The sequence below is a fragment of the Sorangium sp. So ce327 genome (genome assembly GCF_051530205.1).
Classification (GTDB): domain Bacteria; phylum Myxococcota_A; class Polyangia; order Polyangiales; family Polyangiaceae; genus Sorangium; species Sorangium cellulosum_B.
In genome coordinates this window covers 8,197,657-8,210,449 of the sequence record NZ_CP150330.1, presented here as the reverse complement: position 1 = coordinate 8,210,449, position 12,793 = coordinate 8,197,657, and the positions used below count along the sequence as shown (strand labels likewise).

9 protein-coding genes are annotated in these 12,793 nt (G+C 72.5%); 2 read left to right on the top strand and 7 right to left on the bottom strand.

All coding sequences use genetic code 11. The features are described from left to right. Positions 1–30: 30 nt before the first annotated feature. The 7 genes from WME95_RS30455 to WME95_RS30425 form a co-directional block, all read right to left on the bottom strand. Positions 31–876: a hypothetical protein gene (locus WME95_RS30455; protein ID WP_437902848.1), complete on the bottom strand. Its 846-nt coding sequence runs from the start codon at positions 874–876 to the stop codon at positions 31–33. A gap of 291 nt (positions 877–1,167) precedes the next feature. After that, complete coding sequence (locus WME95_RS30450) at positions 1,168–2,058, bottom strand: SDR family NAD(P)-dependent oxidoreductase (protein WP_437902847.1); 891 nt, start codon at positions 2,056–2,058, stop codon at positions 1,168–1,170. Positions 2,059–2,107: 49 nt separating this feature from the next. After that, positions 2,108–3,010 carry a helix-turn-helix domain-containing protein gene (locus WME95_RS30445; RefSeq protein ID WP_437902846.1) on the bottom strand — a complete coding sequence of 301 codons (903 nt, stop codon included), beginning with the start codon at positions 3,008–3,010 and terminating at the stop codon, positions 2,108–2,110. Between the two features lie 109 nt (positions 3,011–3,119). Next, positions 3,120–5,078, bottom strand: coding sequence for a sugar-binding protein (locus tag WME95_RS30440; protein ID WP_437902845.1), 1,959 nt, complete (start codon positions 5,076–5,078; stop codon positions 3,120–3,122). Positions 5,079–5,246: 168 nt separating this feature from the next. Continuing rightward, a complete protein-coding gene (locus WME95_RS30435; RefSeq protein WP_437902844.1) occupies positions 5,247–8,069 on the bottom strand; it encodes a cation-translocating P-type ATPase in 2,823 nt (940 codons plus the stop codon). A gap of 13 nt (positions 8,070–8,082) precedes the next feature. Further along, a complete protein-coding gene (locus WME95_RS30430) occupies positions 8,083–8,919 on the bottom strand; it encodes a PspA/IM30 family protein (protein WP_437542370.1) in 837 nt (278 codons plus the stop codon). A 53-nt stretch (positions 8,920–8,972) separates the two neighbouring features. Further along, complete coding sequence (locus tag WME95_RS30425) at positions 8,973–9,362, bottom strand: hypothetical protein (RefSeq protein ID WP_437542369.1); 390 nt, start codon at positions 9,360–9,362, stop codon at positions 8,973–8,975. A gap of 411 nt (positions 9,363–9,773) precedes the next feature. Between WME95_RS30425 and WME95_RS30420 the strand changes: the two genes are divergently transcribed. Together WME95_RS30420 and WME95_RS30415 are read left to right on the top strand one after the other, a co-directional pair. Beyond that, complete coding sequence (locus WME95_RS30420; protein ID WP_437902843.1) at positions 9,774–11,366, top strand: serine/threonine-protein kinase; 1,593 nt, start codon at positions 9,774–9,776, stop codon at positions 11,364–11,366. 1 nt (position 11,367) lies between these two features. Further along, positions 11,368–12,759, top strand: a complete 1,392-nt coding sequence (locus tag WME95_RS30415; RefSeq protein WP_437542367.1) for a sigma 54-interacting transcriptional regulator — start codon at positions 11,368–11,370, stop codon at positions 12,757–12,759. The last annotated feature ends 34 nt before the right edge of the window (positions 12,760–12,793 follow it).

Here is a 12,793-nt window from a genome sequence, read left to right as displayed (position 1 = left end):
TGGCGGGCCGCGCGCAGGCCCCGTTCCCTGCTAGAGCGAGCGGCCGATCCGGGCGCGGATCTGCGCCCGGACATCCTCTGGAAGCGCGCGCAGGTAGTCGTCGGGCAGCAGCCGCAATGCCTCGTCGGGCATCAGGAGGAGCCGCTGCTCGGGTGTCAGCCCCGCGGCCCGCTGCTCGGGTGTCAGCCCCGCGGCCCGCTGCTCAGGGGTCAGCCCCGCGGCCCGCTGCTCGGGTGTCAGCCCCGCGGCCCGCTGCTCGGGCGGCAGCGCCGCCAGCAGCTCGTCCACCGGCAGCGCCGGCAGCAGCGTCTCGATCGGCAGCTTCTTCAGAAGCGTCCGTAGCACCTCGTCGAAGCCTTCCAGCTCGCGCATCGCCATCGCGATCTCCTCCGCACCGACCTGCTCGGCCAGCCAACGGCGCGCCTCGACCGTCCGCGCCGCGCCGTGACCGAGCAAGTGTAGCAGATCGTCGCCCTCGGCCTCGGCCACCGTGGCGAGCTCGACCACGTACAGCGCGAACGCTGCTCCCTGGAGCTGCCAGTAGCCGCCGGCGAGGTCGCGCCAGACCAGCCCGAGCGCCGCGGCATCGGCGTCGAGCGAGCGGGTGCGCGACGGCACCAGCAACACGCCGGCCAGGTCGCGGCGCTGTCCGAGCCGCTTCCCAGCGCCCGCGTAGTGCAGCGACAGGTAGCCCCAGAGCCGATCGAGGTCGCGGCTGCGGTAGGTGCGCCGGACGCTCTTGAACTCGACGATCGTCTCCCTGGGTAAGAGCGACCAGAGCCTCCGCAACGTGCCCGCCGGCTCGCGGACCTCGCCCGGCGCGTCGTTGCGCAGCAAGAGGTAATCGGCCCGGGGCGGCTCCGTCGACAAGGGCACCTCGCTTTGGATCTGAAAATGACGCGGGCGGCGCTGGCGCAGCAGCGCGGCGAGAAGCACGTGCCACGCGGTCCGGGTCGAGCCCATAGCGCCCTGTACTGGCAACTCCGGTGCAGGACAAGAGAACATGAGCACGATGCGTCTCAAGGTCCTTGTCTCATCGCTTTACGAGGACAGGTACTCTTTCATCATGCTTTCTTCAGGAGCAGGCGAATCATGGCGACACCCGGGCACCATGCAGCCCCGCGGCAGCGGGCTCGGCGCGTGCCCCACCCCCCTCCAAGTAAGGAGTCATTCCCGAATGACCACCTCCAGCAGGTGCCCCAGCCCCTGCGCGCGGAGCGTCTCGGCCTGGAGCCGCTCCGCGACCGCGTTGAGCTCGCCGAGCGCCTGCCCGGAGCCGCCGCCCACGATCGTGCGCAGCGGTCGCTTGCCCGCCGGCGCCTCGACGAGCGCCACGACCGTGTCGGCGACCTCGCGCGGGTCGGGCGCGCCCGCCGCCTCGAACATGGCGGCGAGGCCGGCGTTCATGCGCGCGGGCAGCTCGGCGAGCGCGCCGTAGCCGACGAGGCGCGCCGGCTCCGCGGGCGCCAGCATGTTCTTGCCGAGCGCGGTCGGGTACGGCCCCGGCTCCACGATCGCCGACTCGATGCCGAGGGGCGCGAGCTCGAACCGGTACGCCTCCGCGAGCATCTCCAGCGCCGCCTTGCTGGCCGCGTACAGGCCGAAGCACGGCATGACCATGCGGGCGAGCCCGGTGGAAATATGCACGAGCAACCCGCTCCGCCGCTCCCTCATGAGCGGCAGTACGGCGCGGTTCACGCGGTGCGCGCCGAGCACGTTCACCTGGAACAGCCGCAGCGCCTGGTCGGTCGTGAACCCCTCGCTGAGCCCCATCGCCGACAGACCGGCGTTGTTGACCACCACGTCGATGCCGGCGCCGCCCGCGGCGATCGCGCCGATCGCGGCCTCCACGGACGCGTCGTTCTCTACGTCCATCGCGACGGTGGTGATCCGCCCCGCCCCCTGGGCCGCGAGCTCCGCGGCGGCGTCCGCGGCCCGCCCCGCGCGGTCGCGCACCGTCGCGAACACGCGGTGCCCGCGGGCCGCGAGCGACAGCGCGATCAGCCTGCCGAAGCCGCTCGAGCACCCGGTGACGAGCACATCCTTGCTCTCTGCCATCTTCACGCTCCTTCGAGCGAGAGCCGTAGCAGGACCGCGCTTTTCGCCTCTACCGCGTTCGGGGCGCGGAGGACGCGTTCGTGACGCCTCGCGCGCCGGTGCCGGTGCCAGTCGAAGCGCGCCGGTAGGCCCCCGGGGTCATCCCTGTCGCCTTCCGGAAGAACGCCGCGAAGTGGCTCGCGTTGGCGAAGCCGACCTCCATCGCGACATCGACGATCCGGCGGTCGGGGTCGGCGAGCAGCGCCTTCGCGCGATCGACGCGGATCTGGCCGAGGTAGCGGTGCGGCGAGAGGCCGGTCGAGCGCTTGAACATGCGCGAGAAGTGGTGGACGTTCATGCCCGCCCCGTCGGCGAGCTCGAGCACGCCGACGTTGCGCTCCATGCCCTCGTGGAGCTGCTCCTTCGCGCGGCGGAGCACCGCGGGCGGCAGCCCCGAGCGCGGGGGCGGGCGCAGCGAGAGGCCCGAGGCCCGGAGCATGCGCGCAGCGAGCACCACGGCCGACGCCTCGACATACCCGGCCGCGGCGTCGCCCCCCGTCTCGGCCTCGTGCAGCATCGACAGGGCGAGCTCGCGGCCGACGGGGTCGTCGAAGCGGAACAGGCACGCGACCTCCCGGCCGCCAGGCGAGGCGATGCCCTCGGCCACCCGCGCGACCAGCGCGTCCGGCACGTGCACGTGGAGGAAGCCGGATCGATCCCGCGTCCAGCACGTGCTCTGCCACCGGGCAGGGATCACCGTGAGATCCCCGCGCCCGAACACGCCCTCGTGGACGTGCCCCTCCCGGCGCTGGCGCACACGCGCGGGCGCCCCGAGGTGCACGCCGAGCACGTGGGCGTCGAAGGCGCCGCTCACGCCGTCGCACGGCGGCTGGTCGCGGCGCGCCACGAGCGCGATGGTTGCCCCCCGCTCTCCGGAGGGCCCAGACGCGGTCGTGAAGCGAAAATCCACCACCTGCACCCCTCGGCCCCGCGACACCCCTCGTCTCACCGCGCGCCGCTCGCGGTGAGACCCAGCGTCTCCTGGGCGACGCGCGTCGCGCATCGCGGCGCCCTCTTCCCGCCTACCTGGCGAAGATCGACCCGTTCCAGACGTACCGCGCCGGCTGCGCGCCCCCCCACGGCAGAAGCAGCGGCTCGAAGCCGCCGACGGGCGCCTTGTCCTGGTTGAAGGGGTACGTCTGCTCCGTCCACTCGACGGCCTTCCCCGGGGCGAGCTCGATCCCCATCTTGTCGCCCACGCGCACGAACTTGAGCTCGCCGGCGATCTTCTTGTCGCCGATGCTGCGCGCGACCTCGGCCGCGAAGATCCGCTGGATGCTCTCGCCCTCGACCCGGAAGATCTGCACGACGTCGCGGTCCACGGTCCCGCCGCCCGCCTCCTTCGGCGCGGCCGCGCGGACGGTGCCGTGGACGATGATCTCCGCCTTGCCGTCGCCGGTGAGATCGAGCGCGCGCACCGAGCGGATGTCGGCCGGGGACGCGAACTGCGCGAGCGTCATGAACGCGTAGCCCGCGCCGCCCCGGAACCCCTTGCCGAACACGACGATGTCGCGGTCGTGCAGGAGCACCCGCTCGGGCTCCTTGCCGCCGGCCACGTCGGCGCCGAGATCGAACCGCGGCTTGCTCGACGAGGCGCTCCGGTCGCGCCGGTAGAGGGCGTACACCTTGTCGAGCATCTCGGCCGGCGAGAGGCCGGCCGGCTTCGGCGCGACCCGCGCCTCCTCGGCCTTGGCCGGCGCCGGGCGCGGCCCCGCGGCGCCCGCCTGCCGCTGCTCGCTCGCCTTGGTGAACACGCCGCCGTTCAGCTTGTAGAGCTGCGACTTGATCGACCCCCACGGCAAGAGCAGCGGGTCGTACGTCGTCTCGACCCCCTCCGCGTAGTTGCTCGCGTCGTACTTGGTCGCCTTGCCCGGCTCCACGCGGATCGCCACCTTGTCGCCGTCCGCGACGAAGTCGACGTCGTTGACGACCGAGCCCTTGTCCGTCGCGATCGCGATCTCGTGCTGGAAGATCGGCTTTGGCGTGTCGCCGGCGCCGAACTGGAGCACGTGGATCACCTCGCGGTACTTCGTGCTGCTGCCGGAGCGCTTCCGCAGGATGAGCTCGGCCTGGCCGTCGCCCGTCAGGTCGCGCGCCGTGAGCGACGGCACCATCCCGTCCTTGGCGTCGACCCCGAGGTCCTCGAAGTAGTACTGCGCGCCCTTCCGGAACCCGGGGCCGAGGACGACAAGGAACCGCTCGTGGACGAGCACCCGCTCCCGCATCGCGTCGCCGGCCACGTCGGCGACGAGGTCGTAGCTCGCGCGGCCCTGGATGCCCTTGCTCCGGAGGAGGCCGTCGATGAGCGCGAGCTCCGGCTCGGTCGCGAGCGGCGACAGCGACCCGTACGCCTCCGAGGCGGCGCTGCCGACGACGGCGTCGACCCCTCCGCCGTCGTCGTCGTGGACGAAGAGCCCCGCCCGCAGCCCGACCCGCGTCGTCGCGGCCTCGGGGAACGCCTTCCAGGGGACGCTCGCCTCCAGGGTGTACCCGCCGCTCCGGGGGGCCTCGATGACCCTCGCCCCGGGCACCGCCTTGCCGCCCGGGACCTTGACGCTGCCCGCGGTCTTGCCCGGCTGTCCCGGGTAGAGAGCGACCTCCTGGACCTTTCCGCCCGGGAACCCGATCACGACCTTCACGTGATCGGCGCCGCCTCGCAGCGTGTCGTCGGTCACGTCGGCCGCCACGTAGATCTGCGCGTCGTCGTAGGCGATGGCCACCTGCGCGGCCAGATCGGGCTTGCCGGGCTTGCCCTTGACCTTGAGGCCGAGGGAGGTGAACGCCACCGGCCACTCCTTCGGGATCCCGTCGAGCTTGAGCCATTTCGACTCGACGAGCGGCGCCGCGATCGGCGCGCCGGCGGCGAGGGCAGGGGACGGGGCGGCGGTCAGCGCCGCCAGCGCGACCGGCGCGAGCGCGGCGAGGCGGGAGCCGGAGGCATGAGCCCCCGGCGCACGGAGGTGGTGTGATTTACGTCTCATAAGCTCGGGTTTGGACGCCTCTCCGCGCCCGCTTGTTCTTACCACGAGCACTTTCTTTCCGGATCGGTCCGCGTCGCCCACCCGGGGCGGCATCGTGGACGCCGCGAGGCGGCCGTCTCGACGTGGCAGGCGAGGGGGCTCGGCGGTGCCGAGGCCCTCACCCGGCGGTCATCCGTGGGGCTTGGAGGCGGGCGTGAGGCGGGCGGGGCCGGCGCCCTCGGGGCGGATCCGGCGGTACACGAGCTTTGCGATCTCGACGGCCGGCACGATGAGCGCCGAGAGGATCAGCAGGAGCATCCACTCGTCCGACGACATCGCGTACGTGCGGAAGACCGGGCGCAGCGCGGGCACGAGCAGCGCGATCAGGTGGATCGCCGCGCTCGCCATGACCGCCAGGAGGAGCGGGAGGCTGATGAGCGGCTTCGACGCGAAGAGCGAGATGATCGGGCTCCGGCAGCTCCAGGCGTGGAAGAGCGGCGACAGCGCCAGCAGCGAGAAGGCGACGGCGCGCGTGCGCAGCAGCGCGTCCTCGGTCTGGTCCGACGTCGCGTAGAGCGCGACGGCGGCGAGCCCCATGAACGCGCCGACGTACAGGATCCCGAGGTAGTCGCGCTTGATGAGCAGGCCCTCGTCGCGCGGCCGGGGCGCCTCCGACATGAGCTGCGGATCCGGCGGATCGATGCCGAGCGCGAGCGCGGGCAGGCCGTTCGTGACGAGGTTGATCCAGAGGATCATGAGCGGCGTCAGCGGCGGCCACTTGCCGAAGAACGAGACGACGAACACGGCCACGAGGAGGCCCATGTTCGACGAGAGGAGGAAGAAGATGAACTTCTGGATGTTGCGGTAGATGGCGCGCCCCTCGCGCACCGCCTCGACGATGGTCGCGAAGTTGTCGTCCGCCAGCACGAGGTCCGCCGCCTGCCGCGCCACGTCGGTGCCCCCGCGCCCCATCGCCACGCCGATGTGCGCCTCCCGGAGCGCGGGCGCGTCGTTCACGCCGTCGCCCGTCATCGCCACGATGTGGCCGTGCGCCTTGAACGCCCGCACGAGCCGGAGCTTCTGCTCCGCCGTCGTCCGGGCGAAGACGCGCAGGTGCATGATCCGCCGCGCCAGCTCCTCGTCGCTCATCACCGCGAGCTCCGCGCCGCTGAGCGCCTCGTCCCCCTCGTCCCAGAGCCCGATCTCCTTGGCGATCGCCGTCGCGGTGAGCCGGTGGTCGCCGGTGATCATGACGGCGCGGATGCCGGCGCGGCGGCACTCGGCCACCGCCTCCTTCACCCCCTGCCGCGGCGGGTCCATCATCCCGACCAGGCCGAGGAACGTGAGCTCGCGCTCGACGTCGTCCTCGTCGCGGCTGACCCGCACCCGGCGGCAGATCGCGAGCACGCGCAGCGCGGCCGCGCTCATGCGATCGGCCTCGGCGACGATCGCGACGCGGTCGTCCTCGGACAGCGCGCGCACGCCCTTGTCGTCGGCGAACTTCACGCAGAGCGGCAGGAGCACGTCGACGCTCCCCTTCACGTGGGCGATCTCGCGGCCGCGCTCGTCCCGCGTGATCACCGTCATCCGCTTGCGGTCGCTGTCGAACGGCAGCTCGTGCACGAACGCGTGCGACGGCGCCACCGACTCGCGCGAGTAGCTGCCCTTCGCGGCCAGCGTCAGCAGCGCCCCCTCGGTCGGATCGCCGACGATGTTCCAGCGGCCCGTCGCGCGATCCTCGTCGAGCGACGCGTTGTTGCAGAGCGCGACCGTCGCGAACAGGTACGTGAGGGGCGCCGAGTGCTCCACGACCTCCGCGCCGCCCTCGTCCCGCAGCGCGCCCGCCGGGTTGTACCCCTCGCCGGTCACCGTGTAGCGGCGGCCGCCCGCGTACACGTTGCGCACGGTCATCTCGTTCTGGGTGAGCGTGCCCGTCTTGTCCGACGCGATGATCGTCGCGGCGCCGAGCGTCTCGACCGCGGGCAGCTTGCGCACGATCGCCCCGCGCCGCGCCATGCGCTGCATCCCCAGCGCCAGCGTGATCGTCGTGATCGCGGGCAGCCCCTCGGGGATGGCGGCCACGGCGAGGCTCACGCCCTCGAGCAGGAGCTCGTGCCACGGCCGTCCGCCCCGGATGAACCCCCAGCCGAGCAGCACCGCGGAGAGCGCCAGGCACACCCGCAGGATCACCGAGCCGAAGCGATCGAGCCGCTCCTCGAGGGGCGTCTTCTGCTCGCCGACGGAGCGGATCATCTCGCCGATCCGGCCGAGCTCGGTGCTCACGCCGGTCGCGGTCACCACCGCGCGCCCCTTGCCGCGCACGACGCTCGTGCCCGTGAAGACCATCGTGACCCGGTCGCCGAGCGGCGCGTCGCGCGCGACCGGGGCGAGCGCGTCCTTGACCGCGGCCGCGCTCTCGCCCGTCAGCGCCGCCTCCTCGGTCGCGAAGCTGATCGTCTGCACGAGCCGCGCGTCGGCCGGGATCGAGTCGCCCGCCTCGAGCTCGAGGATGTCGCCGGGCGCGACGTCCTCGGCCGCGATGATCACGGTCTTGCCGCCGCGGCGCACGCGCGCGTTCGGCGCGCTGAGCTTCTGGAGGGCCTCCAGGGCCGCCTCCGCGCGGCGCTCCTGGTAGTAACCGAGGAAGGCGTTCAGGATCACGATGAGCAGGATCGCGATCGCGTCGCCGAACCGGTGGAGGAAGCTCTCGTGCTGGTCGGCCGTGAAGCCGACGACCACGGCGATGGTCGCCGCGGCGAGGAGCGTGAGCACGAGCGGGTTCGCGAACTGCTCGAGGATGCGGACGAGCGCGCTCTTCTTCTTCGTCTCGGGCAGGCGGTTCTTGCCGTGCTCCTCGAGGCGCTGCTGCGCCTCGGCGTCGGAGAGCCCGCCGGACGAGCTGACCCCGACGCGCTCGAGGAAGGCGCCGACCTCTTCGGCGTGGACAGGGATGGGGGCGGCGGGAGGGGCGTTCGGTCCGGCCGTGCGGAGCGCCGTGGCGGCTTGGCTCATGGGCAGGCGTGCTCTAGCGCTTCATCCTGGCTTGTTCACGTTGTTCTTCGGCCTCGAGCTCCGCGATCGCCGCCGCGAGCTCGTCCTGCTCGGCCTGGGGCGCGGCGGCCGGCGCGCCGCCCGCGCCGGCCACGCGCACCTGCGGCGGCGGCGCCGCGGCGGGCGGCGGCTCGGGCGGGAGCACGCCCATCTTCCGCTTGAGCGCGAGCAGCTCGTCGTCGGCGCCCGCCGTCGCCTCGAGCTGCCCGAACTTGTGCGCCAGCGTGTCGCCCGTGTACTGCTCGGCGATCTCCCCGGCGGCCTCGGCCTCGGCCTCGATCTGATCGATCTTGTTCGACATCCGGTCGAACGTCTCGAAGGCGGAGGCGTTGTTCAGGCCGCTCATCGTCTCCTGGATGGCCTTCTGCGCCTCGGCCCGCTTCTTCCGGGCGATGAGCACGTTCTTCTTGCGCTTCGCCTCCTCGATCTTGTTGTTCAGGAGGCGCAGCGCCGTCTTCAGCTGGTCGACGGCCTGCTTCTGCTTCTGCCACTGGTCCTTGTAGGAGGTGGCGAGCTGGTCGTGCTCCTTCTTGCGGTTCAGCGCCTCCTTGGCCAGCGCGTCGTCGCCCGCCTTGATCGCGAGCATCGCCCTGCGCTCCCACTCCGCGGCGTTGGCGGCCTCCTGCTCGGCCTGCTTGGCCAGCCGCTTCTCGTCGGCGATCGAGACGGCGACCTGCTTCTTCGCCTCGATCAGCTGGTTTGCCATGTCGATGACGACCTGGTTCAGCATCTTCTCGGGGTCCTCCGAGCGGCTGATGAGGTCGTTCAGGTTCGACTTGATGAGGGTCGCAAGGCGCGCGAAAATTCCCATAGATCAGCTCCAACTCTCGGGGTGCGCAGGGTCGAAAGGCGCGGCGGGTCTGCTCAGCTGAGCGCGAGATCGTGCAGCACGGGGACGTGGCGGGCGAGCGCGAGATCGATGTCGCTCAGGATCGCCTCGAGCTCGTTCATGTCGAGGTTCTCGAGCTCCAGCGCCGCCGACAGGACGACGGTGCCCGCCTCGATCCCATACGAAGCATGCATCAGATCCGTGGCGTTGTACTCGAGCAGGCGGCGGAAGAGCCTGGTCTGGTGTGCGTCGTCCCCGGGGACGGGGCCGATCGAGACCCGCACCGCCACGATCGGCGGGTCGATGCGGATCGCGATCGGCGGCGCGTCCGGGCCCCCCGAGACGAGGTAGGTACCGGCGTCGTTCTCGAACCGGCGATCGAGCTGCAGGAGGTAGGTTTCGACATCCTCGGCTGTACGCGGCATGGCGCGGCGAGCCTACAGAATCATGTCGCATCGGGCTAGTGCCGCGTCCCTCGGATTCTTTCCGGGATTCCGCGCGCCCCGGGCTGCGGCTTACGGCCCCCACCCTCGGGGGCGCGCGGCTCGCCGTCGTCCTCCGCGTGGTCTTCCGCGTGGTCTTCCGAGTGGTCTTCCGAGTGGTCTTCCGAGTGGTCTTCCGAACTATTGCGTCCCCTTCGTTGGGTTCGTGCTCCGATCGCACCGGCGCGCTGTCACGTCGTGAGCCCGCAACACGCGCCGCGAGCCGCAAAGCGCGCCGCGCGCTGCGATCCGCAATCGGTTCCGCTCGCTCCCGGAATCACCGCGTTTCCCCGGACGCTCGCTTTTTTCTCGCCCGTTCGAGAGTCGCGGTGGTACGGTCCCGATCCAGGTTACGTGGCGATCCACCCGGGCGACGTCGTTGCTGGCTACCGTGTCTCCCGCCTGCTCGGGCGGGGCGGCATGGGCGAAGTCTGGGCAGCAACACGGGAATCGGACAATCAGCAGGTCGCCATCAAGGTCCTGCTCGCGCGCGCCGCGATGAAGCCGGATCTCGTGCGGCGCTTCGACCGCGAGGCGAAGATCGCCTCGGCCATCCAGAGCCCGTACGTCTGCCAGCTGCTCGAGGTCGGCCAGACGGACGAGGGCGAGCACCTGCTCGTGTTCGAGCAGCTCGACGGCGAGTCGCTGGCGGATCGGCTGAAGCGCGAGCAGTACCTGCCGTTCAGCGAGGTCGGCCCGATCATCGATGACGTGCTCCAGGGGCTCGTGGCGGCGCACGCCGCGGGCGTCATCCACCGCGATCTGAAGCCGGGCAACATCTACCTCGAGCACCTCGGCCTGCCGGACCGGCGCGAGCGCGCGAAGATCCTCGATTTCGGCATCTCGAAGCTCACGCGGCGCGAGAAGGAAGAGCCGACGCTCACCGCCTTCGACGCGACGCTGGGGTCGTTCGCGTACATGGCGCCGGAGCAGGTGCGGGGCGCCGCGCGGGCCGACGAGCGGGCCGACATCTACGCGGTCGGCGCGGTGGCCTTCCGGGCCCTGTCCGGGCGGCTGCCGTTCGAGGGGGCGAACGCCGCGGTGCTCGTCGCGATGAAGCTGGACCGCCCGGCGCCGTCGCTCGCCGAGGCGACCGGCGAGAAATGGCCGGTGGGCATCGAGCGCTTCCTCGAGCGGGCGCTCGATCGCCGGCGCGAAGGGCGCTTCGGCTCCGCGGCAGATGCGCTGTCGAGCTGGCGCGCCATCCAGCCGGCGAACATCACGCGCGCGACGCGCCGCACGCAGCGGAGCAGGTATCCCTCCGAGCTGCCCGACGCGTTCCTGGAAGACAACCCCACGGTCGTCGACGGCCCCCCGACGATGACGGAGAACGGCGGCTTCAGCGACGCCGGCCACAGCTCTCCGCCCCCTGCTTCGCTCGCCCCTCCCAGGGCCAGCACCGTGCCCCCGCCGCCGCCGAGCCGGGCCGGGAGCACCGTGCCCCCGCCGCCGCCGAGCCGGGCCGCCGCGCCGCCGGCGTCGCCGAGCAGGACCGGCGTGGGGGCGCCGCCGGCGCCGCCGAGCAGGACCGGCGTGGGGGCGCCGCCTGCGCCGCCGAGCAGGACCGGCGCGGGCGCACCGCCGGCGCCGCCGAGCAGGACCGGCGTGGGGGCGCCGCCTGCGCCGCCGAGCCGGGCGGGCGCGAACGCACCGCCGCCACCGCCGAGCAGGGCGGGCGCGGGCGCGCCGCCGGCGCCGCCGAGCAGGGCGGGAGCAAACGCGCCGCCGCCACCGCCGAGCAGGGCGGGCGCGCCGCCGCCACCGCCGAGCAGGGCGGGCGCAGGCGCGCCGCCGCCACCGCCGAGCAGGGCGGGCGCAAACGCGCCGCCGCCACCGCCGAGCAGGGCGGGCGCAGGCGCGCCGCCGCCACCGCCGAGCAGGGACGGCGGCCCAGAGATTCCCCGGCCGGAGGGTCCGCCTTCGCGCCGCAAGACAGAGAGGCACTGAGTTGCTCGACGCGACGGTAGGCACGAAGAACCGGGTCGAGGTGCGCGGCGGGCGCATCCGCCTCACGAAATCGTCGGCCGCGCGCGGCGGCGGATGGATCGAGATCGGCACCGATCCCGTCATCGTGGGCCGCAACGCGGCATGCCAGCTGGTCCTCGACGACGCCAAGGTCAGCGCTGTGCACGCCGAGTTCGTCGCCACGGAGCAGGGCGTCCGCGTGCGCGACCTCGACAGCAGGAACGGGACCTTCGTCGGCGGCGTGCGGGTCGGCGACATCTACCTGCTCACGAGCACGAAACTTCGGCTCGGCGAGACCGAGATCCAGTTCGAGCCCCTGCGGCCCGAGCGCATCACGGTCTCGGCGATCCCGTCGTTCGGCCCGCTCGTGGCGAGCAGCCCCGGGATGCGGGCCATCTTCGAGCGCCTCTCCAAGATGGCGCCGACCGACCTCACGGTGCTCATCACGGGCGAGACCGGCACGGGCAAGGAGCTCGTCGCGCAGGCGCTGCACCTGGCGAGCGCCCGCTCGAAGAAGCCGTTCGTGGTCGTGGACTGCGGCTCGATCCCGCCGACCCTGGCCGAGGCGACGCTGTTCGGCCACGAGCGCGGCGCGTTCACGGGCGCGGTCGACAAGCGCCTCTCGCCGTTCATCGAGGCGGACGGCGGCACGATCTTCCTCGACGAGCTCGGCGAGCTGCCGCTCGAGGTGCAGCCGAAGCTCCTCCGCGCGCTCGCCGAGCGCCGCATCAAGAGCGTCGGCGGGTCGAGCTACCGCGAGGTCGACGTGCGCGTGCTCGCGGCGACGCGCCGCGACCTCGTGCGGGCCGTGAACGGCGGCAACTTCCGGAGCGACCTCTACTTCCGCGTCGCGCAGATCAAGATCGAGCTGCCGGCGCTCCGCCAGCGCGTGGAGGACATCCCCGTGCTCGTCCGCCGGATGCTGAAGGATCTCGGCGACGAGAGCGCCTACGAGCGCGTCTCGAACATGACGCTCGAGCGGCTGATGCGGCACGACTGGCCGGGCAACGTCCGCGAGCTGCGGAACGCGGTCGCCGTCGCCTTCGCGCTCGCCGCCGAGGGCGAGGAGATCGACATCGCGGCGCACCTCGGCGCCCTCACCGAGACCCCGATGCACCCGAGCTCCTCGCCGTCGATCCCCCCGGGGGCCGGCGGCGGCGCGGCCAGCAGCTCGTTCGCGTCGATGAAGGGCCGCCAGTTCCAGGAGGCGAAGCGCGACGTGCTGGCGCGGTTCGAGCGCGACTACTTCGCCGCCCTGTCCGAGGACGCGAAGGGCAACGTGAGCGAGATGGCGCGGCGCGCGGGCATGGAGCGGGCGCACGTGCGGGCTTACCTCCGCCGCCACGGCATCGGCGCGAAGCAGGAACAGGAGTGAAGGCGTGAGCGGGCCGGCGGCGGCCCGCTCGCTC

What these genes read in the sequence shown, in the direction of transcription:
- WME95_RS30450 (WP_437902847.1), bottom strand. Translation starts at nt 2,058, where the DNA reads ATGGCAGAGAGCAAGGATGTGCTCGTCACCGGGTGCTCGAGCGGCTTC.
- WME95_RS30440 (WP_437902845.1), bottom strand. Translation starts at nt 5,078, where the DNA reads ATGAGACGTAAATCACACCACCTCCGTGCGCCGGGGGCTCATGCCTCC.
- WME95_RS30435 (WP_437902844.1), bottom strand. Translation starts at nt 8,069, where the DNA reads ATGAGCCAAGCCGCCACGGCGCTCCGCACGGCCGGACCGAACGCCCCT.
- WME95_RS30430 (WP_437542370.1), bottom strand. Translation starts at nt 8,919, where the DNA reads ATGGGAATTTTCGCGCGCCTTGCGACCCTCATCAAGTCGAACCTGAAC.
- WME95_RS30425 (WP_437542369.1), bottom strand. Translation starts at nt 9,362, where the DNA reads ATGCCGCGTACAGCCGAGGATGTCGAAACCTACCTCCTGCAGCTCGAT.